The 23,815-nt window shown below is 51.9% G+C and carries 26 protein-coding genes; 11 read left to right on the forward strand and 15 right to left on the reverse strand.

All coding sequences use genetic code 11. The features are described from left to right. Positions 1-94 precede the first annotated feature (94 nt). From DZK30_RS05615 to tatA, 3 genes are all read left to right on the forward strand, one after another. Positions 95-1,303 (forward strand): tetratricopeptide repeat protein, encoded by a 1,209-nt coding sequence (locus DZK30_RS05615; RefSeq protein WP_118973081.1) that lies wholly within the window; start codon positions 95-97, stop codon positions 1,301-1,303. A gap of 57 nt (positions 1,304-1,360) precedes the next feature. Then, complete coding sequence (locus tag DZK30_RS05620; protein WP_118973082.1) at positions 1,361-1,642, forward strand: hypothetical protein; 282 nt, start codon at positions 1,361-1,363, stop codon at positions 1,640-1,642. 66 nt (positions 1,643-1,708) lie between these two features. Continuing rightward, positions 1,709-1,924, forward strand: coding sequence for a twin-arginine translocase TatA/TatE family subunit (tatA, locus tag DZK30_RS05625; RefSeq protein ID WP_240432862.1), 216 nt, complete (start codon positions 1,709-1,711; stop codon positions 1,922-1,924). A 171-nt stretch (positions 1,925-2,095) separates the two neighbouring features. Here tatA and DZK30_RS05630 read toward each other — a convergent pair whose 3' ends face one another. Both DZK30_RS05630 and DZK30_RS05635 read right to left on the reverse strand, forming a co-directional pair. Beyond that, on the reverse strand, positions 2,096-2,914 hold the full coding sequence (locus tag DZK30_RS05630) for a ferritin-like domain-containing protein (RefSeq protein WP_118973083.1): 819 nt from the start codon (positions 2,912-2,914) through the stop codon (positions 2,096-2,098). 10 nt (positions 2,915-2,924) lie between these two features. After that, positions 2,925-3,617 (reverse strand): ferritin-like domain-containing protein, encoded by a 693-nt coding sequence (locus tag DZK30_RS05635; protein WP_240432863.1) that lies wholly within the window; start codon positions 3,615-3,617, stop codon positions 2,925-2,927. 306 nt (positions 3,618-3,923) lie between these two features. Between DZK30_RS05635 and DZK30_RS05640 the strand changes: the two genes are divergently transcribed. Further along, on the forward strand, positions 3,924-4,880 hold the full coding sequence (locus DZK30_RS05640; protein WP_118973085.1) for a L,D-transpeptidase: 957 nt from the start codon (positions 3,924-3,926) through the stop codon (positions 4,878-4,880). 144 nt (positions 4,881-5,024) lie between these two features. On the opposite strand, the gene DZK30_RS05645 is transcribed toward DZK30_RS05640, so the two are convergent. The 7 genes from DZK30_RS05645 to DZK30_RS05670 form a co-directional block, all read right to left on the reverse strand. Further along, positions 5,025-6,263, reverse strand: coding sequence for a DEAD/DEAH box helicase (locus tag DZK30_RS05645; RefSeq protein ID WP_118973086.1), 1,239 nt, complete (start codon positions 6,261-6,263; stop codon positions 5,025-5,027). Between the two features lie 129 nt (positions 6,264-6,392). Further along, positions 6,393-6,683: a GNAT family N-acetyltransferase gene (locus DZK30_RS05650; RefSeq protein ID WP_118973087.1), complete on the reverse strand. Its 291-nt coding sequence runs from the start codon at positions 6,681-6,683 to the stop codon at positions 6,393-6,395. A gap of 50 nt (positions 6,684-6,733) precedes the next feature. Then, positions 6,734-7,603 (reverse strand): pirin family protein, encoded by an 870-nt coding sequence (locus DZK30_RS05655; protein WP_118973088.1) that lies wholly within the window; start codon positions 7,601-7,603, stop codon positions 6,734-6,736. A 102-nt stretch (positions 7,604-7,705) separates the two neighbouring features. Continuing rightward, complete coding sequence (locus DZK30_RS05660) at positions 7,706-8,299, reverse strand: Crp/Fnr family transcriptional regulator (protein WP_118973089.1); 594 nt, start codon at positions 8,297-8,299, stop codon at positions 7,706-7,708. Between the two features lie 88 nt (positions 8,300-8,387). Next, the gene (locus DZK30_RS25680; RefSeq protein WP_162902868.1) at positions 8,388-8,540 is read right to left on the reverse strand and encodes a hypothetical protein; all 153 of its coding nucleotides are present in this window, start codon (positions 8,538-8,540) and stop codon (positions 8,388-8,390) included. Positions 8,541-8,809: 269 nt separating this feature from the next. Continuing rightward, positions 8,810-9,226, reverse strand: coding sequence for a hypothetical protein (locus DZK30_RS05665; protein ID WP_118973090.1), 417 nt, complete (start codon positions 9,224-9,226; stop codon positions 8,810-8,812). Positions 9,227-9,237: 11 nt separating this feature from the next. Further along, entirely contained in the window at positions 9,238-9,594 is a 357-nt protein-coding gene (locus tag DZK30_RS05670) for a hypothetical protein (RefSeq protein WP_118973091.1), read from the reverse strand. 191 nt (positions 9,595-9,785) lie between these two features. On the opposite strand from DZK30_RS05670, the gene DZK30_RS05675 reads away from it, so the two are divergent. Then, the gene (locus DZK30_RS05675) at positions 9,786-11,984 is read left to right on the forward strand and encodes a B12-binding domain-containing radical SAM protein (protein WP_118973092.1); all 2,199 of its coding nucleotides are present in this window, start codon (positions 9,786-9,788) and stop codon (positions 11,982-11,984) included. Positions 11,985-12,050: 66 nt separating this feature from the next. On the opposite strand, the gene DZK30_RS05680 is transcribed toward DZK30_RS05675, so the two are convergent. Then, positions 12,051-12,236 carry a histone H1 gene (locus tag DZK30_RS05680; protein WP_118973093.1) on the reverse strand — a complete coding sequence of 62 codons (186 nt, stop codon included), beginning with the start codon at positions 12,234-12,236 and terminating at the stop codon, positions 12,051-12,053. Between the two features lie 171 nt (positions 12,237-12,407). Between DZK30_RS05680 and DZK30_RS05685 the strand changes: the two genes are divergently transcribed. The 3 genes from DZK30_RS05685 (at position 12,408) to DZK30_RS05695 (ending at position 14,089) form a co-directional block, all read left to right on the forward strand. Beyond that, positions 12,408-12,830, forward strand: coding sequence for a hypothetical protein (locus tag DZK30_RS05685; protein ID WP_118973094.1), 423 nt, complete (start codon positions 12,408-12,410; stop codon positions 12,828-12,830). 16 nt (positions 12,831-12,846) lie between these two features. Beyond that, a complete protein-coding gene (locus DZK30_RS05690) occupies positions 12,847-13,578 on the forward strand; it encodes a class I SAM-dependent methyltransferase (RefSeq protein WP_118973095.1) in 732 nt (243 codons plus the stop codon). Between the two features lie 100 nt (positions 13,579-13,678). Continuing rightward, entirely contained in the window at positions 13,679-14,089 is a 411-nt protein-coding gene (locus DZK30_RS05695; protein ID WP_118973096.1) for an OsmC family protein, read from the forward strand. Positions 14,090-14,337: 248 nt separating this feature from the next. Here the strand turns inward: DZK30_RS05695 and DZK30_RS05700 are convergent, their stop codons facing one another. Beyond that, entirely contained in the window at positions 14,338-15,354 is a 1,017-nt protein-coding gene (locus DZK30_RS05700) for a YihY/virulence factor BrkB family protein (RefSeq protein WP_118973409.1), read from the reverse strand. A 114-nt stretch (positions 15,355-15,468) separates the two neighbouring features. Here DZK30_RS05700 and DZK30_RS05705 point away from each other — a divergent pair, with 114 nt between their 5' ends. Together DZK30_RS05705 and DZK30_RS05710 are read left to right on the forward strand one after the other, a co-directional pair. After that, positions 15,469-16,785 (forward strand): PQQ-dependent sugar dehydrogenase, encoded by a 1,317-nt coding sequence (locus DZK30_RS05705; RefSeq protein ID WP_118973097.1) that lies wholly within the window; start codon positions 15,469-15,471, stop codon positions 16,783-16,785. Further along, complete coding sequence (locus tag DZK30_RS05710; protein WP_118973098.1) at positions 16,755-18,809, forward strand: TonB-dependent receptor; 2,055 nt, start codon at positions 16,755-16,757, stop codon at positions 18,807-18,809. Before DZK30_RS05705 ends, DZK30_RS05710 begins: the two co-directional genes overlap by 31 nt. Positions 18,810-18,890: 81 nt before the next feature. Here DZK30_RS05710 and DZK30_RS05715 read toward each other — a convergent pair whose 3' ends face one another. Both DZK30_RS05715 and DZK30_RS05720 read right to left on the reverse strand, forming a co-directional pair. Continuing rightward, positions 18,891-19,256, reverse strand: coding sequence for a hypothetical protein (locus DZK30_RS05715; RefSeq protein ID WP_162902869.1), 366 nt, complete (start codon positions 19,254-19,256; stop codon positions 18,891-18,893). Positions 19,257-19,538: 282 nt separating this feature from the next. Beyond that, positions 19,539-20,099, reverse strand: a complete 561-nt coding sequence (locus tag DZK30_RS05720; RefSeq protein WP_118973100.1) for a type 1 glutamine amidotransferase domain-containing protein — start codon at positions 20,097-20,099, stop codon at positions 19,539-19,541. Positions 20,100-20,615: 516 nt separating this feature from the next. On the opposite strand from DZK30_RS05720, the gene DZK30_RS05725 reads away from it, so the two are divergent. Next, on the forward strand, positions 20,616-21,296 hold the full coding sequence (locus DZK30_RS05725) for a sensor histidine kinase (RefSeq protein ID WP_162902870.1): 681 nt from the start codon (positions 20,616-20,618) through the stop codon (positions 21,294-21,296). Positions 21,297-21,330: 34 nt separating this feature from the next. On the opposite strand, the gene DZK30_RS05730 is transcribed toward DZK30_RS05725, so the two are convergent. Together DZK30_RS05730 and DZK30_RS05740 are read right to left on the reverse strand one after the other, a co-directional pair. Further along, positions 21,331-22,761 carry a sigma-54-dependent transcriptional regulator gene (locus tag DZK30_RS05730; protein WP_118973102.1) on the reverse strand — a complete coding sequence of 477 codons (1,431 nt, stop codon included), beginning with the start codon at positions 22,759-22,761 and terminating at the stop codon, positions 21,331-21,333. Positions 22,762-23,189: 428 nt separating this feature from the next. Continuing rightward, entirely contained in the window at positions 23,190-23,708 is a 519-nt protein-coding gene (locus tag DZK30_RS05740) for a CinA family protein (protein ID WP_118973104.1), read from the reverse strand. Between the last annotated feature and the right edge of the window lie 107 nt (positions 23,709-23,815).

The following is a 23,815-nucleotide window of genomic DNA, read 5'->3' on the forward strand; positions in this document are numbered from 1 at the left end:
GGCGTCGCTTTATTATGCGATAAAAAGGGAGGTAACATTTAATTAAGGGCTGGAAAGCAATTCTTTCGTTCCTTTGCCGTTCGTTCCCTTTGAGATGCGATTTCCCCTGATAGCCGGTACCATTGTCCTTATCATCCTGCAATATGCGGGTATAGCCGCTGCGCAAACGGTCGTTACTCAGCCAGCCGGAAACATACCGCAGGCAAGCGATACCGTTGCCTATGTACGGTACCTGAATCAAGTGAGCGCGACGTTACTGCAGCAGGGAGAAACCGAACAGGCGGCGCAATATGCCACACAGGCTTTGGCTATGGCCCAGGCTTCAGGCGATGAAGAAGGCGCTTCCTTATCCCTGGCGACCATAGGCGACAGCTATGCCGCAAAGGGAAATTCGGGAAAAGCGCTTTCCAACTTTATCCGTTCCCTTAAAATAAAGAACAGCCAACGGAACCATAAGCTGGCAGGGCAGCTGTATCGCGGCATGGCCGTCGCTTTTGCCCGTATGAAGCAGTACCCATTGGCGCTCAAGTATTTTCACAAATCGGCGCAGCAACAGGAACGACAGCAGGATACTTCCTTCGCTTCCTCGGGCGGGCCAGCCCCGGATTCGTTGTGGACCAATGCTACCCGCGATTTTGAGCTATATGATGACCTGCTCGATGTTACTGCCGATGGGCGCCTGGTAGTCGATAAGGATACGATCATGATAGCCGATGGCGACCGGCACGCTGGCGCCATGACGCTGAGTGAGATCACGGCGCCTTTTGATGATGGCAAAAAAGCGATCGCTTATGGCATCCTGCTGCACTTTAAGCAACCTGTTGCCGGCACACGGAAGGCCTTTACCGGCATCAATACCGTGGGGCATATGTTCATTACGCTGACCAAGTTCAATGCCGATTCCGGCTATGTATCCCGTACATTCGGCTTTTATCCCGATAAAGACTACCTGTTGTCGGCGACGCCACTAATGCCCGGATCAACGGCGGTGTTTAAAGACGATGCCGGCCGCGATTGGGATGAGCTGATGGCCAAATTTGTGAGCAAGCGGAAATTTAACCGTATCCTGCGTATGGTTATGCGTTACAGCCGCAGGCGATACCATCTCAACAAGAATAACTGCACCGATTTCGGTCTTGTGATCGCAGGTATCGCCGGCATACGGATCAAAGATACCAGGGGCAGCTGGCCACTGGGTAGCGGCAACAACCCGGGCGACGCAGGCCAAAGTGTGCAGGAAGGGAAAGTCGAGCAGCTCGACAGTGAACAGCTGTTTATTTACCCGGCACCGCCCACGCATTGAACCCAAGGCGGTAAATTGTTGTTATAAGAACAGAATTTCATCTTCAATCTTACGGCTATGAAAAGGATCGTTCTGTTGCTCGGACTCATGTGGATAAGCGTTGCTTCGATGGCGCAAACGGGAAAAGATACTGCCCGGAACCTTAAGTATGAGCCGGCATCGCCCTTGCTGGGACCGGATTCAGGCGCTTATAACAACCAGATCTACCGTAATAGCATCAAAAACGCTGAATATCAGAACCGCGGGGCCGAAGACCGCAGAAATCCCAACTCGGCCGATCCCAATGCCCAGCCCAATAAGCAGGTTCCCGCCAAGCCCGGCAATGCCAGGGAAAAATAAGGATAGGACAGAAAACTTTTCATTACGCATTTCCGTACATACCTTTGCAGACCAAAATTTGATATTATGAATATATTGAGCGATACAACCATGCTGCTATCTATGCCCGGAGGCAGCGAATGGCTCATCATCGTGCTGGTGGTGATTATCCTATTTGGCGGCAAAAAAATACCGGAGCTGGCGCGTGGCCTGGGTAAAGGTATGCGCGACTTCAAAGACGCGAAAGACGGTATGAAGCAGGAAAGCGGATCTGGTATTCAAAAGGAACCGGATCATTCCTGAAACGAGTAAAAATAGTTTTTGGCGCTGCGATGGCAGCGCCTTTTTTTATTCAGATAATGCCTGCCGGAAAGGAGATTCCCGTTTCCGTACCCGGGTTGTGATAGATTCAGCCCAAAAGAATAGGCCCTGCATGAGGTTTACAGGGCCTGTTATAGTAAAAATCTCCGCTGATCAGGGCACAATAAATGGTCCTACAATGCTCATTACCTGTTGCTTTTCCAGCGGTTCGTCAAAGCATTCGCTGGCGGCATCAGCGGTAACGCCGCTGCTGTTGATATTGGTGATCTGCAGGCCGGCCTGAGTGGTATTCTCCTCGCCGTCGTAGATCGGTTGCACCGCAGGGCTGCCAATGCCGCTCTGGTTGCCGGTGATCCAGGGCTTTACATTGCCCTGGTTATTGTTCTTACGCATCTGCCGTATATGCGACGCGTGCCTGGCTTCCACAGAATGGATGTTCAATGCTGCAGTGAGCACATCATTGCTGCTCTTCAGGTTGCCGGCCTGGCCCTTGTAGGCCCTCACGCCGGTGTCTTCGAAGGCCTGTGCTACAGCAAGGAAGGTCGCATAGTTACTGAACACATCCGGGAATAACCCACCGGCCGTAAAGTCGAAATTGGGTTTGCCTACAGGCATATTGCCGGAGGCGGTAATCGCCGTTTTTAAGAAATTGACGTGCGCGGCTTCATGGCCGCCTATCGTAGCGATAGCGCCCGATGCTGCACCCGATGGTATAAGACCGTTACTGGCAATAGCTGTAGCATAAAATTCTGCTTCCAGGTACTCCAGGGTCAATGCAAAGTTGAGCACGCCGGGAATATCACCGGAGGTCTGCCCGTATGCTTTTTTAAAAAGAGAACCCAGGGCAAAAGGTAGCGCTGCAACCGCCACTTTGGCGCCGAAGCTCTTCAGCAGGTGCCGGCGGCCGCTCGTTCTTTCATATACTTCGGGATCTATCTTTTCGATTTCATTCAGGATATTGGAAAAGTTCATGTAGCTGGTTTTAGTCGGTGGGTAAATTGTTTGCAGAGATGCGGTCCTTGATAAATTTGCCGGCGATGGACAAGACTTCAGCCGGCGGCTTGCTCATTTCCATGCCATTACTATCGATCACGGTATTGTCGGCAAAAGAGCCGTTGCTGATAAGATCGCGGATATAGGCGGCATGCCTGGCTTCCACCGATACGATCTTCCCTGCCAGCAACAGGTAGTTCACATCCTCGATCAGCTTTCCTGCACCGTTGTAAGCGGCAACGCCCAGATCTTCAAAGGCTTTTGCCGCGCCCAGCACACTATCCCGGCTGGAGAAGTCGATCCCGTCGAAGCGAATGGTAAGGGCAGGTATTGCCTTACTGCCCAGGGCGTTCTTCAGGAACTCACGGTGCGCGATCTCATGCATCTTGATGTCATTCAGCATTTGCTGTTCGGCAGCGGTCATGCCCACATACATATTGTACATTACCGAGGAATAGAACGCGGCTTCGATCTGCTCCAGCGCATAAGCATAATTGAGAATGCCCGTATCGCCGCCGCCCAGGTCAACATCCTGGCCATCAAGGACGGGATTGTCTTTCTTGCAGGAGGCCGTAAGGGTCGCGCCGGCGAGTCCCAGACCAGCAACGGAAAGGAATTTTCTCCGGGAAAAGCCCTGCGGCTGCGCCGTTTCGGCTGAAGCCGGTAAGGTGTCTTGTTTCATAAGCATTGTTTTTGAGGATGAAAATGAAGAGGTGCTTACCGGTATATACGGGGCGGTAGCGGAGGGAGTTTTACAGCAGGAGCAGCCGCATGGATAATTCTGCAAAAATGGCTATCTTAGAGGTGACGGGCCAGTAAGAGAGCGCAAGGTATGGCGCCGGGACCCCTGCTTTCCATACCAGGTGAGACGAAGCTTAATGAACTGGTAATGTTATCACTAATGAACTAATTACAGATCTTGTTGTTCCTTTGCCGTTAATGCCCGGTATGTTTCGGGCCTTCTATTTGTGAAATTTAATATAATCCTATGACAACCCTTAGATGCCTGCTACTTGCAGGTGGATGCAGCCTGTTACTGAATACCGGATGTGGATCGAACGAACCGAATAAAGAGGAAGCAAAGACTATAGCGGCAGATTCGGTCAAACAGAAAGAACCCGGACACAAAGAGGAGGCGCCTGTCCCGGCGGCATTGACGATCCGCTACCATGCCTACCCGGTAAAGGGCGTGGACACCGCGGTCAAAACCTTCAGGAAAACATATTCTGCAGAACAACGCTGGCTGATACTGGCATTGAACCGGTTGGACAACGGCTCCATAGGCCGTGCCGATACTTTAATAGTACCCGATACCTTATTGCCCGATATGGGTGCCTACAGCCCTTTCCCAGCCGAAGTGCCAATGCTGAAAGACGTGAATAAGTTCGTGATCTTTTCCTATCCCATACAAGCCTTCGCGGCTTATGAAAAAGGTAAACGTGTGTATTGGGGACCTACCAGCATGGGCAGCAAAATACATCCTACGCCCACAGGCTTGCATTTTGCCAATTGGAAAGCGAAAGAAACCATCAGCACGGTCAACGATGAATGGAAGCTGAAATGGAATTTTAACATCGCAAATAAAGAAGGCGTCGGCTGGCACCAGTATTCGATGCCGGGCTATCCGGCCTCGCACTCCTGTCTTCGTATGCTTGCCGAGCAGGCGCAATGGATGTACAGTTGGGCCGAGCAATGGATCGTACAAGGGACCAGCACAGTGCTGGCCCAGGGTACGCCGGTAATCGTTTATGGCGCCTACCCCTTTGGCAGCCGGAGGCCCTGGCGCAATATGCTTGAGAACGCCAAGGCCAATGAGATCAGTATCGCGGATATTGAAAAAGAGATCGAGCCTTATCTGCAGCGTATCCTGGAGCAACAGCAAAGAAGAGAAGGCATAATCAGTCAGCGGCAGCAGCCCGATACAGCGGCAAAGCCCGCCAGCTGATTGAAATAGTTGCAGAAAGAGGCCCCGGCTGTATGTGCCGGGGCCTCTTTTGCTTTTTAGGCTCGTTGAAGGGGCTGGCGTAGCTTGCTTCGACGGGCGTAGCAACCGATCCCGGGCCATGAGCCTGTCCCAGGGGACAAGAGGTTATTTCTTCTTTTTCCTTTTGGCCAGCCGTTCTGCTTCTTCTGCTTCCCGGAGCAGCAATTGCCAGTTATCATTAGGCGTGTCTTCCGAAAAATTAAGCGTTGCCGAATAGTCTGTTTTATCGATAGTCATTACACGGATATCTTTGCCCATCCACGCCTCTATGGCCTTCAGCAGCGGCTCCTCTTCCGGTGCGCAGAAAGAAACAGCCTGGCCTTTCTTCACGCCACGGCCGGTACGGCCTACGCGGTGCACATAGTTTTCCGGCACATCGGGAAGGTCATAATTCACCACAAAATCTACATCCGGGATGTCGATGCCGCGGGCGCTCACATCGGTAGCAACCAGCATTTTGACCACACCTTTTTTGAAATCGGCCATCACCTGCAACCGGTCTTCCTGCTCTTTGTCGCCATGCATGGTAATGCTGTCGATACCTACCCGCTTCATGGCGCTATGCACCCTCTCGGCCCGTACCTTAGTACGTACAAATACCAGTATCTTATTGTCGGGTAACTCGCGCACCAGGCGCTCCAGGAAAAAGCGCTTATCGTCCATACCTACGAAGGCCACCGAATGGCTCACGTTTTTGGATACGGGATCTTTGGGTGATATCTGTATTCTTATGGGGTTCCGGACCACCGAATGGGCAAGATCCTTGATCCCTTTGTCGATAGTGGCGGAGAAAAACAGCGTCTGGTGTCTCCGGGGCAGGTGTCGTAGCACATCCTGTATGTCTTTTAGAAAGCCCTTGGCCAGCATATGATCCGCTTCGTCGAGCACCAGGGTGCTTACCCTGCTCAGGTCGATATAGCCCTGGCTCACCAGGTCAAACATACGTCCCGGTGTAGCGACCAGGATATCCACGCCTTTCTCCAACTTGCGTATCTGGTCGTCCTGCTCCACGCCGCCATACAGGCCCATAATGACCAGGCGCGTATATTTCCCGATCTGGATAAAGGCCTCCGCGATCTGAGCAGACAACTCGCGGGTGGGTACCATCACCAGGCATTTTACTTCCTTTCTTTTTTTGATGTCGTACCGTTGCTGCAGCAAATGCAGCAGGGGAATGGCAAACGCGGCGGTCTTGCCCGTACCCGTCTGGGCTATTGCCAGCACGTCGTCGCCTTTCAATATAGAAGGGATTGCCTTGAACTGGATGTCGGTGGGCCGTTTGAAATCCAGCTCTTCCAGGCTGCGTTTGATCTCGGGAGCAATATGGTACTGTTCAAATTTCATGGGTTGCGCTGCGCTTAAGCTGCAAAGGTACTACATAGGGGCAAGATGCAGGGTAGAAAGCACAAACATCCCTGGTATGGTCGCAGGCAATACTAAAAAGAGCTGCCGTTGACCGGCAGCTCTTTGCTTTTATTGTACAATGCGCTCCCATTCGGGATGACGCTTGATATAGCTGAGCACAAAAGGACAAAGCGGGATGATCTTCTGCTGTGCTGCCTCGATATAGGTCAGGGTCTTCTGCACCAGGACCGAGCCAAAGCCCTTCCCTTCCAGCGCTATCGGTACCTCGGTATGAGTGAGGGCGAGGGCGCCGCGATGCGGTTCGTAAGCGATAAAGGCAATGTTGCCGTCGATGTTCAGCTCAAATTGTTGCGCTTGCTTATTATCCTTCAGCGGAAGGTCTTTGATCTCTGTTGACATGATGCGTTTTTGTTCTTATGTTCAAAAGGTGAAACTACGAAATAGTTGCATTAGGCCAGTGTGCCGAATTTTCCGGCCTGGAAATCCTGTATAGCTTCCAGTATCTCCTGTTGCGTGTTCATCACAAACGGACCGTAGCTGGCAATGGGCTCATCGATCGGCATACCGCTCATCAACAGCAGCACGCTGTCTTTGCCGGCTTCTATCGTGATCTCTTCGCCTTCGTTCCGGAACAGGGTAAAGCTGTGCTCCGCCGCAAGGGCGCCATTTACGGTCGCCCCACCTTCGATTACCAGCACAGCGGTATTGTGCGTCGCAGGTATCGAGGTGCTGAGCTTGCCACCGGCTTTCAATTTGATATCAAACAGGTTGACCTCGGTAAAGGTCCTGGCGGGGCCCCTGGCGCCGTTAAAGCTGCCCGCGATCACATTGACGATACCGGCATCACCGAGCAACGACACCTTGACGATATCGGTAGCCGTGATCGATTGGTAGCCCGGTGGCGTCGGTTTATCCTTTGCCGGCAGGTTTACCCACAGTTGCACCATCTCGAAAGGGCCTCCCTGGCGGGCAAATTCCTGCTCATGATATTCCTTGTGCAGGATACCGGCGCCGGCAGTCATCCATTGCACATCGCCGGGATAGATCACGCCGCTGTTGCCGGCGCTGTCGTGGTGGGCTACACTGCCCTTATAAGCAATGGTTACGGTTTCGAATCCCTTATGCGGATGTACATCGACACCGCGCTGCTTTTCCGATTTGCCAAAATCATAAGCGGGGTTGAAATCCAGCATCAGGAAGGGGCTTAATCTGCTTTGCAGGTTGTATTGTCCCGGAATATAATTATATACCCGGAAGCCATCGCCGACCATACCGAATTGCGGTGGACGGTTAAATACTTTTTCTATGGACTTGTTCATGGAAAATCTCCTTGTATGTTAAGGATACAAAGGTACGGTCGCGCCGGGCCGGCGGGAAATGACCTAGATCAAGTCTGCCGCCAAATGGCTTATAGCTAAAATCTATCCTTTGCGCGAAGCTGGCTGCCGGAGCATGCGGCTGAGGAATTCGGGCGTTACGCCGATATAGGAAGCGACCTGCTTTTGGGGCAGCTCGCGGATAAGGGTAGGGTAAGCGCGGCAAAAATGCTCATAGCGTTCGCGGGCCGAAAGACTGAGGTTGTCCAGCAGCCGGTTCTGGTAAGTGACTACCGAACGTTCGAGTAGCAACCGGAAATGCCGTTCCAATTGCGGTATCTCGCGATAAAGACGTTCCATATCGCTCATGCCGATCTGCAGGAGGGTACTTGCCTGTATGGCATCGATATTGAGCTTGCCGGGTACCTGGTCGAGCAGGCTTTGCATATCGGCGATCCACCAGCCTTCGGGTGCAAATTGCAATATATGCTCAAATCCATTGTGGTCGATCGCATAGCTGCGCAGGCAGCCGGAAGTTACAAATACCTGGCTCTTCAGTATCTCGCCCTCTTGAAACAGGAATTGTTTTGGCTTCAGCGACCGTTCCCGGAACAGGCCGGTCACCAGCTCTTCTTCGGCAGGGCCAAGGTTAATATTGCGGCCGATATGTTCCAGTAACAAAGCATAAGGATCTTTCATGTGGACCGAAGGTACACAATTGAAAAAATCCCGGTCTTTTGAGACCAGGGATCTTATAAACTATTTAGATTATCCGCTTACCTGCCGCTTAATTCTGGCAATAGCGGCATACCGAAGGGCCGGCGGGTCCGAAGCGGCTGTGGTTAAAAGCGCCATTGTGGCCACCGGCTACTTTATCCAATGTTGCAATGCGTAGCTTGGTAAGCGAAAGGCTTTTCCTTGTGCTGGTCTTCTTTTTCATAAATCTGGTTTTTAAAAGATGAAGAAAAATGCTGATCCAAAATTCAGCCTCTTTTACAGGATGGACAATTGGTGAAAACAAGGATTTTTGTGCCTCAATGTTTTACCCGGGAGCATTGTCTGCGGTATGCCTTTTTATAAGCTTCATGTTGTCTGGGCCTTTTACCAGGCAAATGGCCGGGAACAAACGATAGGTAATTGGATGGATTAATTTGCAGAAAAAGAGACTGACCTTTTGGGGCAGTCTCCGGCGATAGGGGAAAGGGGCTGTTATTGCTGGGGACCCGGGTTGTTATAACGGGCGTTCATCTCATATTCCAACCTTTTTTGTTTGGCCACGCGTTTACCTCTGAAGAACAGGTACAGGTTGAGAAAGAGCATGATGCCCAGGTAGATGCTAAAGCCACCTACTTTGAAGCTTAGGGTTTCGATGGCCCCCTGGGCGCTGGTGAGCTGTTCGCCGATCTTGAGGATATACAGGGCGAAGCCGATATTCAGCAGGTAAAAGCCTATCCGGAACAGGGTATTGGTGGCCAGTGCTATCTCTTCCCGGCCGTTGAAGATGTCTTTCATAAAAACGATACTGTTGCGGAACAGACTGCGGGCTACATACCAGGTAAGACCCAGCGCAATGGGCAGATAGCAGAGATAAGCAATGACCATATAGTCGATACGATCGGTGTGCATGACATGGAGATTTAAGAAGTGAAACGATGATGTCTTTTAGACAGAAAATAAATTAAGGCGATATTAAAATAATGGGTTAAGGCAAGGATAAGGGTCAGCAGGCCGAGATGATGCCCCAGCGATGCTACCAGCTGGGCTGTGGACAATACCTTTTCCCAGTTCTTGAGCCGAAGCAGGGCATAGCCGGTGTTGAACAGGTAATAGGCCAGCAGCAGGATATTATTGATGGTATCGGTGGCCTCCGTATCGCCATGATATAGCTTGAGGATAAATATCCGGCCGTTGCGGTGGCACATCCGGCCTACCCAGTAGATAAGGTAGAGGGTCGATGCGATATAGATCGTATAGGCAAGCACGTTGTTGTCCATGGTAAGCTTTTTTTGATGCTTCTGTTCCTGCGCCGCTTTGCTGATACAAAGATAATATTATTTTCTGAATTTTCAATAATTATTGAAAATATTGTACAATTTTCTTTACCACAACCCGGTATGGTATTACAGGTCGGGCATAACCATACAAATGCAATAACTTTGGCGTTTCAAATAGCAAAGCGCAGGCCTTGGACCAGAAAGTTTTTTTCATTACTCCGCCATTTACCCAGCTCAATACGCCTTACCCGGCTACTGCTTACCTCAAGGGTTTTCTCAATACCCTGGGTGTAGCGGCAGGGCAGGCAGACATGGGTATGGAGGTTATCTTGTCCCTGTTCTCACCGGCCGGGCTCAAGCGGCTGTTTGCCGCAGTGGCCCAAAGCGGTGTGCGGCTGTCGGCCAACGGACGCCGTATCGTGCAGCTATCAGATGTTTATTGCAGCACGATCGGCCCGGTTATCGATTTCCTGCAGGACAAAAATCCCACGCTGGCCCATTCGATCTGTACCGGCAATTACCTGCCCGAAGCCTCCCGCTTTAATCAACTGGCCGACCTGGAATGGGCTTTCGGCGCCATGGGCATACGCGACAAGGCCAGGCACCTGGCCACGCTGTACCTGGAAGATCTTTCCGACCTGATCGTTGAAGCAGTGGATCCCCATTTCGGCTTTAGCCGCTATGCCGAAAGGCTGGGCCGTTCTGCGGCTTCTTTCGATGCGCTGGATGCAGCCTTGCGTGGTCCGCTTTCCTTTATTGACGAGCTGCTGCTGGAATTGCTGGCGACGCGTATTGTGACTGAAAAACCTACTTTGGTAGCGCTTTCGGTGCCCTTTCCCGGAAACCTGTACAGCGCTTTTAAATGTGGGCAATGGCTCAAGGAGCATTACCCCGAAATGAAAGTATGCCTGGGTGGTGGCTATGCCAATACAGAGTTGCGGGGCATCAGGGATCCCAGGGTATTCGACTATGTCGATTTTATAACCCTGGACGATGGCGAGGCGCCCCTGGTCAATCTGCTGGAATATCTTGAAGGAAAGCGACCCGTTGATTTCCTCAAGCGGACCTTTGTTCGCCTGGGAGATGAGGTGGTTTACTGCAATGCTTCATTACAGCCCGATTACAAACAAATAGATGTGGGTACGCCCGACTACTCCGGTTTGCGGCTGGACGAATACCTGTCGGTGATCGAGATCGCCAATCCCATGCACCGGCTCTGGAGCGACGGACGCTGGAACAAGCTGACCCTTGCACACGGCTGCTATTGGGGAAAATGTACTTTTTGTGATATATCGCTCGATTATATCCGCACTTACGAAGCGACTACCGCGGTAGTGCTGGTTGATCGTATGGAGACGATCATGCGGCAGACCGGGCAGAACGGCTTCCATTTCGTAGACGAAGCAGCGCCGCCGGCATTGATGCGTGAAGTGGCGCTGGAGTTGCTGCGCCGCAAGCTCAGTGTGACCTGGTGGACCAATATCCGCTTTGAGAAGAGCTTTACCGCCGACCTGTGCCGGCTCCTGGCTGCCTCGGGCTGCATTGCGGTCTCCGGCGGACTAGAGGTCGCCTCCGACCGCTTGCTCAACCTCATTAAAAAAGGCGTTACGGTAGCCCAGGTGGCCAAAGTAGCCGCTAATTTTACCGAGGCCGGTATTATGGTGCATGCCTACCTGATGTATGGTTTTCCCACGCAAACGGCCCAGGAAACCATAGATGCGCTGGAGGTCGTGCGTCAGCTGTTTGCCCTCGGTATCGTACAATCCGGTTTCTGGCACCAGTTTGCGATGACGGCCCATAGCCCCGTAGGAATGGATCCCGCCGCATTTAAGGTAAAGAAAGTAACGGAGGCCGTCGGCGCCTTTGCCCACAACGATATGGAGCACACCGATCCTACGGGGACCGATCATGAGCGCTTTAGTGCGGGACTGCGCAAATCCCTGTTTAATTATATGCATGGGATCTGCTTCGATTTTCCCTTGCAGGAATGGTTCGACTTTAAAGTGCCGCGCACGGGCGTAGAACCCGATTATATCGAGCATGAGTTGTTGCACTACCCCGAAAAGGAGCTGAAACCGGGTGCGAAGATCGTTTGGCTGGGCGACAAGCCCGTGCTGCAACGGCAGCAGCGGCAGAAGAAAGGAAAAAGCTTTACGGTAACACAGCTGGTGGTGTATACCCGCCGGGAAGAGCTTAAGATCGCGGTAGACGAGCAGGATGGCGCCTGGCTGGAGACACGGCTACCACTGCTGCAGCCTGTTGGGGAAAAGGTATATAGCTATGCTGTGCTGGCGGAGGACTACCAGGCAGCGACCGGCCGGGATTTCGAATCGTTGTGGCAGGGTCCGGTCGTAGACGAGCTGCGCCAGCTGGGGCTGCTTGCCCTGTAAATGGATGTCTAAAGACCAAGGGCCTCCGCCGAACGAAGGCCCTTGATACGTGGGGACGCCGGCGTATTAAGCTTCTTTATCGCTGTTTTTGATCTCTGTTACCTGGTTACGGATCTCCTGGGCCAGCGCTTTTATCTCCTGCATGCCACCCCGCAGACGGGTACCGGCAACTTTGCTTCCCTTGTTATAGAATTTGTCGGCGTCGGCTTCGATCGAAGCGAGCAGCTCCTTCAGCTGATTGAATTTCTCCATTTTTTATTGATTTAGTGCTGCAAATATAGAATTCTACGCGAAATGGCCCCGGAATTTAATTTTCTCTTAAGGTCCGGACACCGGGATGAAGCCCGTATGTAAAAAACAGGCCGGGAACGCAACCTTTGAAACGGCATTTTTGTTACCCCTGCAAATGTAATCGGACACCACATGCTTTCCCTCAAAGAAATAGAACACCTGATTTACAAAGATGCGGCGCATACCATCGAAAATCCCGGATGGCTGGAACAGTTCTACGAGCTCTGGCTCGAGCGGTATCATGCGCTTAACATCGTCAAGTCGCCCGAACAGGTGATCAGGCCGGGTAGGGAGCTGATACTGGCTTTGTTGCGCGACTACCGCTTCGATGAGATCCACCTGTTCAAGATACACGACGGGGCCAATGTATACGCCCTGCTGCAGGACAAGGGAGAGGGCAACTGGTCGTATCAGTTTGTTGTGATCTATAAAGATCAGCCGGAAAAAGTAATACAGTGTTGCCAGGATGTGGAGGAGCTCAAGGTATTTTTCGATCATAAAGAGCCTATATTGGAAATACCGTTGCCCAATGACCGGAAATACGTGGAAGATTAAGGAGTATCTTTGAAAGATGAAAGATTTCTTTTCGGCATCAGCTTCGGTCTATGCGCTCAATCGTCCCGGTTATCCGCAGGCCTTGTTCGATTACCTCAGGTTGGCCTGTCCCCGCCGGGAATGTGCCTGGGATTGCGCCACGGGCAACGGGCAGATCGCCGGTGGCCTGTCGGCTTTTTTCAAAGAGGTAAAAGCTACCGATATCAGCGAGCAGCAAATGGCCCATGCTTACCAGGCCCCCAATATCAGCTACAGTAAGGAAGCCGCAGAACAGTCTTCCTTTGCCGGTCACAGTTTCGACCTGATCATCGTTGCCCAGGCGATCCACTGGTTCCGCTTCGACGAATTCTATAAGGAGGTCAGGCGTACGCTGAGGCCCGATGGCCTTTTTGTGGTTGCGGGCTATAATATGGCTGTGATTACGCCGGCTGTGGACAAAATACTCCTGGATTTCCAAAACGACGTAGTAGGACCTTACTGGGACCCCGAACGGATATATATCGATGAGCGTTATGAAACGATCCCGTTCCCTTTCCGGGAGATCGATACTCCTTCGCTGGCATATGAAGCCCGCTGGAGCCTGGAGCGCCTCTGCGGCTATGTTGAAAGCTGGTCGGCCACCCGGCACTATATTAAGGCCAGGGGAACCAATCCTGTGCCGGCGCTTATGGAGGCATTGCGCCCGGTATGGGGCAATGAGCCGCTGCCGCTGGCTTTTCCGGTGCTGCTGCGTGCAGGAAGGTTGTAAATGATCCTTTTATTAAGAAGACAGCATTCCTTTCCCGGGCATCCCCGGAGAGGCTATTTTTACGGTTCTATTCATTATTTCTCCAAAAATAAAATCAAAAATGAAACGCAAAGCATCAGCAGTATGGAATGGCTCCGGTAAGGAAGGCCAGGGTGCGCTCAGCACGCAGAGCACTGTATTGAACAATACCCAATATTCTTTCAAGACCCGGTTTGAGGATGGCGTAGGCACCAATCCCGAAGAGCTCGTAGCTGCGGCGCATGCCGGCTGCTTTACGATGCAGCTTACGTTTAACATCGATGGCGCCGGGTTTACCGCTACCGATATTCATACCGATTGCGACATCACTTTTGAGAACGGCGCCATTACGCAGTCGCATCTTACGGTACATGCCCAGGTAGATGGCATCAGCCAGGAGAAATTTGATGAGCTGGTAGCACATGCCGAAAAGAACTGTCCTATTTCGAAACTGCTTAACACAGAGATATCCGTAACGGCGACATTGAACTAGTTCCGATCGCAATGTTGACGAAAGCCGGCCGCATAGGCCGGCTTTTCTATTTGTAAACAGCGAGAATTAAAAATGTAATTTATGAGCATTTATTATGATTATTTTCTAGAATAATCTCTATTTTTTGACTTTTTAATGCTTTTATTAAAAAAGAATAAGCATTTTTTATGCTTTTGGCATGCTTTTTGTTCCTACTTATTTGGTGCATCATTAGTTTGGTGTTGGTTTATTGGTTTGAGCCCTCTTGTTTAAGAGGGCTTTACCTTTTCACCATTTTCCGGCAGATCGCCGGATGAAGATCCGGCGCCGGGAGACATATTGTCGTATTGTGGTGGAAGCACAGCTACATCACGTTCGATCTCTTTTTGCTCCACATGCACGGCATAGGAGGCGGGTTCGATATGTCTTCCTTTGTATTCGGCAAATACCTGGGTAAACTCTGCTCCGATATAAAGAATGGCTGCGGTATAGTATACCCATACCAAGATGACGATGAGGGAGCCTGCAGCGCCAAAAGTAGAGCCGGTACCCGTTGTAGAAATGTAAAGACTGATCAGAAACCGGCCCAGCATGAACAGGCAGGCTGTAAAAAAGGCGCCGGCGCGCACATCCCGCCACCGGATGTGCACATCGGGAAGCACCTTGAATATGGCGCCGAAGAGGATCGTGATCACCAGGAAGCTGATGATCGCGTTCACCACGTCGGCTACGAACAAGGTGATCTGCGGCAACACGTGGGTAAGGCGGTCGGTAAGGGCCAGGAGCGCGCCATTGATAATAAGGGAAACGGCCAGGAGGAAGCCCAGGCTAACGATAAGGGAGGAGGAGAGTAAGCGGTCCTTAAGGATCTTCAGCCAACCTCTTTTGGGTTTGGCCTTCACCTTCCATATGATGTTGATCGAATCCTGCACCTCGCCAAAGAGGCTGGTGGCGCCGATGAGCAGGGTAACGATGCCGATAATGAGCGCGGGCTTACTTTTGCCCGAGAGCTCGATGGCCCTGATCATATTCTGGATCTGCGTGGCGGCATCGTTGCCGATGAGGCCGTGAAGCTCTTCGAAAATACGGCCCTGTATGGCATCCCTGCCCAGGAAAATACCAGCCAGCGATATGAGCAGCAGCAGTAGTGGCGCCAGGGCGAATACAGTATAATAGGCCAGGGCGGCGCTTAGCTTCAGCCCTTTATCATTCATGAAGCCGATAAAAGTGTTTTGTGCGATCAGAACAAAAGGCCGCCTGGATAGTTTTTTCAGGAATTGCTTCATAATTGCTGTATTGCCTGCAGGAAGGCATATGTCTTGCGGATACAACAACATGCGTTTCGATTTGTTCTTATGCTAAACAACGATGTTTTTTTAACGACCTCAAATTTATACTCGATGAACCGCTTACGTTTACTTATTACAGGCGCTGGCCTGCTGCTTCTGGCCGCCTGCTCCGGCCCATCTGATCAAAGCGCCACAGCAGCTACTGTCGATACGGCCGGGAATGGCGACAGCTTGCCTGCGCCGTTTGCAACAGAATCATCGGTTAACCTTTCCAAAGTGGTGGGCTGGCCCGATAGCCTTAGTCCTAAAGCACCCGAGGGCTTTTCCGTTACGCGTTTTGCAGGAGGACTTAACAGCCCCCGCTGGATCTATATTGCCCCCAACGGGGACATACTGGTGGCAGAGGCGCGCACGACACCCCACAAAGGTTTTGGCGCCAATATGGTAGAGGGTTCCCGGAATATCAACAAAGATGGCGGGGCCAACCGTATCCTGCTGTTCCGGGATACGGACAACGACGGCGTGCCCGATATGACCAGCAACTTTATGACCGGCCTCAACCAGCCCTTCGGTATGCTGATCATCGGTTCCAGCTTCTATGTGGCCAATACCGACGGCGTGTGGAAATATGCCTATAAGGAAGGCGATACACGAATCAGCGGCCCTGGCAAGAAGATCGTTAGCCTGCCCGCGGGAGGCTATAACAATCACTGGACCCGCAATATCATTACCAACCAGGCGCAGGACAAGCTTTATATATCGGTAGGCTCGGGCAGCAATGTCGCGGAGCATGGTATGGAGAATGAAGTGCGGCGGGCCAATATCCTGGTCACCGATCTTGAAGGCGGACAGGAGCAGGTATATGCTTCGGGTTTACGCAACCCGGTGGGTATGGATTGGGCGCCAGGCACGCAAACTTTATGGACGGCCGTGAATGAAAGAGATGAGCTGGGCGACGAGTTGGTGCCCGATTACCTGACCAGCGTAAAGCCCGACGGCTTTTACGGATGGCCCTATGCTTACTGGGGCCAGCATCCCGATCCCCGCATGAAGGGAGCGCATATGGAATTGGTACGGCAATCGCTGGTGCCTGATGTAAACCTGGGCTCACATACCGCTTCGCTGGGCCTGGCGTTCAGCAAAGGCGGATCTTTTCCCGCACCCTACGCCAGTGGCGCCTTTATAGGACAGCACGGCTCCTGGAACCGCTCCCAGCTGAGCGGCTACAAGGTAGTCTATGTGCCCTTTAAGAATGGTAAGCCTGATGGTAAGCCCCGGGATTTTCTTACCGGCTTTATTGTAAAGTCTGGTGAAAGCGAAGTGCATGGCCGGCCGGTAGGGATCGCTTTTACCAAAAGCGGCTATATGCTGGTGGCCGACGATGCTGCCAATATCATATGGTGCGTGAAGGCCAATACTACCCGTTAATGTTCTGGCTCCGGCTAACCTGTCTGCTACCGCTGAGTCTTTTGCTCCTGGCGCCGCTATGGGGGCAAGATTCCACGCAGGTACTGGATGAGGTACGTGTGCAGGCTTACGGACTGCCCTCGTCGGGACTTCGTGCTGCTGTAGAACGCATAGCCACAGCAAGTGGAGAACAGTATGCACCCGCCTCGGCGGTTCCCCTGGTCAATGCTTTGGCGGGTGTACGCCTGGACGAAAGGTCGCCCGGCAGCTACCGGCTCAGCATCAGGGGCAGCGCCTTACGCGCCCCCTTTGGTGTACGCAATGTCAAGATCTATATGGACGGTATACCCTTTACCGACCCGGGTGGGGTAAGCTACCTCAACCAGCTGGGCCCGCTGCAGTTTGCCGGTGCTACCGTACTTAAAGGGCCGGGGAGCAGCATGTATGGCGCCGGTACTGGCGGGGTGATGCTGCTGGAGCCGGCAGCTGCCGACACCACAGGAGGCGCAGCCGGGTATAGCTATGGCAGCTACCAGCAGCATACCATCCTGGCCGATCTGCGCTGGCATACGAGGTTGGATCAGGCGGTAGCCTATCAACAAGTAAGCGGGCAGGGCTATCGCGATCAGTCGGCACTGGACCGTAAGCTGCTCAGCTGGAGCGGGCGTTACCGCATCAGCGACCGGCAGGAGCTGTCGGCCGTACTGTTGCTGGGCCGGCTGCATTATGAAACGCCGGGTGCGCTTACGCTTGAAGAATACGAACACGACCCTGCTGCGTCGCGGGCTGCGGGCAATGGCTTTCCTTCGGCTGCCGGAGCAGGCGCTGCTATCGATCAGCGTATGGCCTGGCTGGGTATCGGCTTCAGGACCGATATGGGACGAGGTTTGCATCAGCAAACCGGCATCGGCCTGGCGTATACCGAGCTGAGGAACCCCGCCATCCGCAATTATGCAGTGACCACTCAGCCCCAGGTCAGCATTCGCTCTGCATTTGCTTATGAAAAGCAGCTGAATGGGATCGGGCTCCGCATCAACGCCGGTATCGAAGGGCAGACCGGCTGGTCGCGGGTGCAGGTATACACTAACAATGAGGGGCAAAAGGGTGTGCAGCAAAGCAAAGAAAGGATCGTTCCGGCGCAGGGCATTGTCTTCCTGCAGTCGGCTTTAAGTTACAACAATTGGGAATTGATCCTGGGCGCGAGCCTGAATGGGAGTTCTTTCCGTTATGAGCAGGTATTCCCGCAAACTACCGGAGTATTGGGGCGTAGCCTGGCGCCTCAGCTGGTTCCCAGGATCGTGCTTTCGCGTGCCCTGGGCCGGCGGGCATTTCTTTATGCATCCTTCTCCAAGGGCTTTTCGCCACCTGTAGCCGATGAGCTGCTGCCGAGCGGCAGCGCCTTCAACCGCAATTTGCAGCCTGAGATAGGGCAGAACTATGAGCTTGGTTTCCGGTGCCGGCCATGGCCCGGGTTGCAAGCCGCAGTGAATGCTTATTATTTTCTGCTGCGGAATACGATCGTCCAGCGGAGGGATGCCGGCGGGGGCGACTATTATGTAAATGCCGGGCAAACCCGGCAGCCGGGTATTGAAGCCTCACTCAGCTACGAAGGTGGCCGGCCCGGGCGCTATGCCTGGTCGCTGCGGGGTAGCTATGCCTTCCAGCCTTACCGGTATGCCGATTTCATACGGGGGCAGGACGACTATTCGGGCAAGGCTTTGCCCGGATTGGCGGAGCATAACCTTTATGCAGGGATACAACTGACCTTTCTTGATCATATCCTGGTAGCAATGCATGATTACTATTCCGGCGCTGTTCCTTTGAATGATGCCAATTCGGCCTATGGCGGGCCGGTACATCTGGTCACGGGAAAAGCGGGATATCAATGGCAGAGAGGAATGTACCGCCTGGCAGCATTTATAGGAGTCGATAATCTCCTGGACCGGCGTTACAGCCTTGGTTACGACATCAATGCTGCGGGCAGCCGCTACTACAATGCGGCACCGCCGCGTAACTACTACTTTCAGTTGCTTTTTTCGCTTTAAGTGTATGAAAAAAGCCGGCGCAATTGCCGGCCTTTAACTCAGAAAAACACATCTTCAGGTTGGGTGGCAGTAATATGCCGCTTAGATAAAATACAGACCCAGGATCAGGGCAAGGCCGGTAAAAGACAACAGTACAGTAGTTGTAGTCAGTGTATATTTCAAGGGAAACATCGCCATAAGGGTGACACCCATGGTCAGGTCCAGGGTCTCATGAACCTTATGACCGATATAACGGAGCAGGCCATGACGATAGTCGGTGAAAATGGCATACAAAATAAGTCCTGAGCCTGTGATCATGATTGCGGCCAGCACTTTGGTATTGGCATCGCTTACAAAGAACCAGGGTAGTGTTACCAACAGAACGCCGGCAAAAAAATCAAGCAAGCCATTCATTTGGTTTTCCCCGAGACCCAGGGATGTAAGCATTTTGGTAATGAGCGTTTTCATACAACAGTTGTTTAAAGGGGCCAGATGGGTAATGCAGCCTTTATATGCTTGTATTGAAAAAATTGTGCCAAAATCGCTTTCGGAACTATAAAAAGAGATTTTTTTTCGGAAAGCCCACATAGTATTGGATTTGCGGCTTTGTAAACCTGGTATTAAGTATTCCCCGGCAGCTAGATTGCAAGGGTATAAATTAATAATATGGGGGAAAGGCATAGAAAAGCGGGGAAGAAATTCCCCGCTTTTCTTGTTTGTGGATGCTCAAAGGTATTTTGGCAATACCTGTCATACGCCTGCGCTGCTGTGAATGCCTTCGGCGATCTCTTCGATCATTTTCCGGTTGAATGCCGGCAGGTCGTCCGGTTTACGGCTGGTGACCAGGCCCCTGTCTACCACTACTTCACGGTCGGTCCAGGTAGCGCCGGCATTTTCAAGGTCGGTTTTCAATGAGGGATAAGAGGTCATTTCCCTGCCTTTGAGCATGCCCGTTTCAATAAGCGTTTGCGGCCCGTGGCAGATGGCCGCTATCGGCTTGCCCTGCTCAAAGAAGCGGGCGGCGAAAGCCACTGCATTTTTATCCAGGCGCAACTTGTCGGGATTCATCACGCCACCAGGCAGCATCAGGGCGTCATAATCGTCAGCATTCGCTTCTTCCAGGGTGTGATCTACCGGAACGGCTATACCCCAGTCTTTTTGCTTCCAGGCACGGATATCCTCTTTTTCCGGTGCGATGATATCTACTTTCGCTCCGGCTTCCTCCAGCGCTTTCTTCGGTTCTGTCAACTCTACTTCTTCAAAGCCATGGGTCGAGAGAATAGCCACTTTTTTGTTGCTTAGCTTAGCCATGATCGTATCATTTTTTCAATTAAAGAATAGATGGTCTATTGCAACAAAAAGTTGCCGTTGCAGTTTTTAAGGAAATGTTGAATCGGGTCTTAGGCTTGGCTACACGATGCTTGCAGCAGCCTGTGCTGCCCGGAGTTGTGCTTTCCATTATCCGCTGTCAACAAACAGGACGGAGAGGCGTTAAGCTATCAGTGCAGCTTATCAGCACGCAGGTTTAAGGATTGGGGATAAGCAATACTACGCTGTTTGGTGAAAGCATTTCGAAGGGAAACCACGTAGCTAACCACGAAGGGCGCCAGGCTATACGCAAGGGCGTAACGAATTGATGCGAAGAATATTGCCGGTAACTCACAGGCGGATATGATCATATGCGCCCTGAGGAGCGAAGTTAAAGTGCAACAGATATCGCTTTTTTGCTACATGACTTTGGATAGGAGTTACCTTATCGGCGCTTGCTTCCCGATAATGGCCTTTTTTTGCGCTAGCCAAACCCTCCTATCTTTAGTACCTTTGATTATGGCAACAGATCATACACCTGATTATATGCGGCTGATGCAGAAGATGACAGATGTTATCGCGCATGATGTCCGCAATCCGCTCAACAATATCCTGCTGTCTACGGCCCAGTTCAAGCTCGACAGTCTGCCCGATAAAGAAGATACCGCTTTTTATGTCGATATTATCGAACGCAATTGCGACCGGATCCATGCCTTGCTGGCCGAGATTACAGCGGTCATCCACATGCAGGGGCTTACGCCCGGTACCTTCGACCTTACCGAAATGATCAGGGAGCTGCTGGAAGAACAATCCGAACGCCTGGAGCTGAAGCAGATCACCTGTATGCCATCGCTCAACGAGGTGATTGTGTCCCGCTTTGACAGGGAAAAATTGAAATCGGCCCTCGGCAAACTGCTGGATAATGCGCTGGAGGCGATGAACGGCGGAGGAATTCTTAAGGTCGCGGCCAGCGAACAGGACGATGAGATATGCCTCCTGGTGGGTGACTCGGGCGAGGGCATACCGCCCGAAGTGTTGCCCCACATTTTTGCGCCTTTCTTTACCACCCGCGAGCGGAATCGGGGCCTGGGCCTGGCCTGGGTGAAGAATATAATAGAAGCGCACCAGGGAAGGGTAGCCGTGGAAACCGGTACGGATGGTTCCCGCTTTATGCTCTTCCTGCCGAAGCCCGTTATCTGACACGGGGCGACGGGCCAAGCAATTGTTGTCTGCCTTATTTATCGTTGGATTGCTGCATCGAGCGGAGCTTGTTGTACAGCGTTTTCCGGTCGATATTGAGTATCTCTGCCGCTTTGGTCTTATTGAATTTGACCTGTTGCAGCACTTCCATGATCCGTTTTTGCTCACCCTGGATCGCCGCATTTTTGAGGCTGGGATCATTTCCGGACTGGTCTTCCTCATTTCCTGACCGGCTCTGTTGTGGCGCAAACTGGCTCATGTTCTTGGAATTGAGCAGCTCGAGGGGCAGCGCTTTCTGCGTGATCTCTTTACCTTCCGGCGTCAGCAAACAAGCCCTGCGAATTACATTTTTCAGTTCCCGGATGTTCCCGGGCCATTTATAGACCAGCAGCAGCTCCCATACTGCCGGTGAAATGCCGGCTATGGATTTGTTCAGTTCTTTGCCGGCGTTAGCGAGGAAGGTATTAACAAACTGCGGCAGATCGGCTTCCCGTTCACGCAATGCGGGCACTTTAAGGGTAAATTCGTTGAGTCTGTGATAGAGATCTTCCCTGAATGTTTTGTTCAGTACATTTTCGTAGAGATTCTCGTTAGAGGCGACAATAATGCGTATATCCACTTTGATCGTCTTGACGCCACCGACCTTCCGGACCGATTTTTCCTGCAGGGCACGCAATAGGTACACCTGCACTTCGTAAGAAAGGTTGCCGATCTCATCGAGAAAAATGGTGCCGCCTTCTGCCTGCTCAAATGCACCTTCCTTGGTATGCAGCGCACCAGTAAAAGCCCCTTTCTCGTGTCCGAAAAGCTCGCTGGCTGCGAGCTCTTTGGACAGGCTGCCACAGTCGATCGCGATAAACGGACCGTTCCTGCGATTGCTTTTCTGGTGGATGAGGTGCGCCAGGGCTTCCTTGCCGGTACCTGTTTCACCGTAGAGGATAACGCTGTAATCGGTAGGGGCTACGAGATTGACGTGCTCAAAGAGGTTCCTGGAGGCTTCACTTTCGCCAATAACATAACCATCGGGGGAGGCGGTAGTGAGCGGCCCGGGGGTACTATAGCCATTTTTCGCTTCCGGGATTGCATGTGTTGCCACGGGCATATTACCATCCTTGAGCGCATTGTCGATGATCTTCAGTATCTCATCGGGGTACAGCGGCTTGGATAGGTAATGATAAGCGCCATTTTTGATCAGGTCCACGGCAACGCGTACATCCGCATATCCTGTAATGAAAATAACAATGATGTTGGGGTAAAGTGGCTGTATTTTCTCGAAAAGTTCTTTACCGGTAATATCCTGCAAATGATAATCGCAAAGCATGATATCGTACGATTCGCTTTTCAGCTGACGCAGCGCGTCGGCACCTGAAGTACAGCTTTGGGCATCATAGCCGTTCTTGCTCAGGAAGCGTGTTAGCAAAGTACATACGGATAGCTCATCATCTACAATCAGGATTTTCTTCATACGGGCCGGTAAGTTGGGGACTATTGATTATTGGGATTTCAAATATACTGTAAATTATGGAACTACAGAGATGAACTAATTATAAATGAAGGGTTAATATGATTGTTGTGATCCTTTGCTGCAAAGGGTTTCGGCCTTCTGCTCTTCTTTTGCTGTTTTGCGTATTTTAACACAGGAATGACTTTTGTCCAACATATTTTTCTGAAAAGGACTAAAGCTCCCAGGCTCAGGGCAATGATGCGTCGGCACGAAAAGGGATAAAGCCTCCTTTTTACTATTGTAGGCCGGCCATAAAGGCGGGCCGGTCCTGCTTTCTGCCAGGCCGGCACCGATATTGCGGTAGTCTACCCGGAATAGCCCGGGGCAGGATAATTGCATGTGATTTTCAAACAGCCCGAAGGCGCGTTAAGGTGATAGATAAGGTCTTTTCAGGACAGGGGCTCCAGTATGGCTGCCGTGCTGTGTGCCAGCTCCTCCTGCCCGGGCATGAGCTTATCGGCAAGAATGCGGATAAGGCGCTGGGCATATTCCACCGGTACAGCGCTGGGCGCTTTTGCCATGGGGACGAGCTTTTCTGCATAGATCACTTTATTCAAACGGACGATCGCGGCGTAGGCAGGTTCATAGAGACCTTCCGCATTGGAAACACAGCCATTGATCGCCAGGCCGATTTCACTATTGAATTGCAGGGCTACCTTCCTTGCCATTTCTATGGTCAACGACAGATTCACCTCATTCTTGCGGTCAGATGCTATGGGATCCACACCCAGCTGCTCGCTCAGCTGATGATTGTTGCAAGTGGTAATGCCGCCCTGAAAATATTCGCCGGCTTGCTCTACGCTACCCAGCAGCATCTGCAGGCAGCCCGAGGTAATGTTTTCTGCAACGGCAATGCTTTCATAATGATAAACGCAATACTCTTTGATGGATCGGATCAGTTGTTTCATATCAGTTGTTGGTTTTTCGCAGCACTCGCATCGCAGCACTCGCACAAGTATTGTTCAAAAATGGTTCCTAAATCCGTTGCAAGAGCCTTGGTTCAACGGATTTAATT

This window comes from Taibaiella koreensis (assembly GCF_003545715.1).
GTDB lineage: Bacteria > Bacteroidota > Bacteroidia > Chitinophagales > Chitinophagaceae > Taibaiella > Taibaiella koreensis.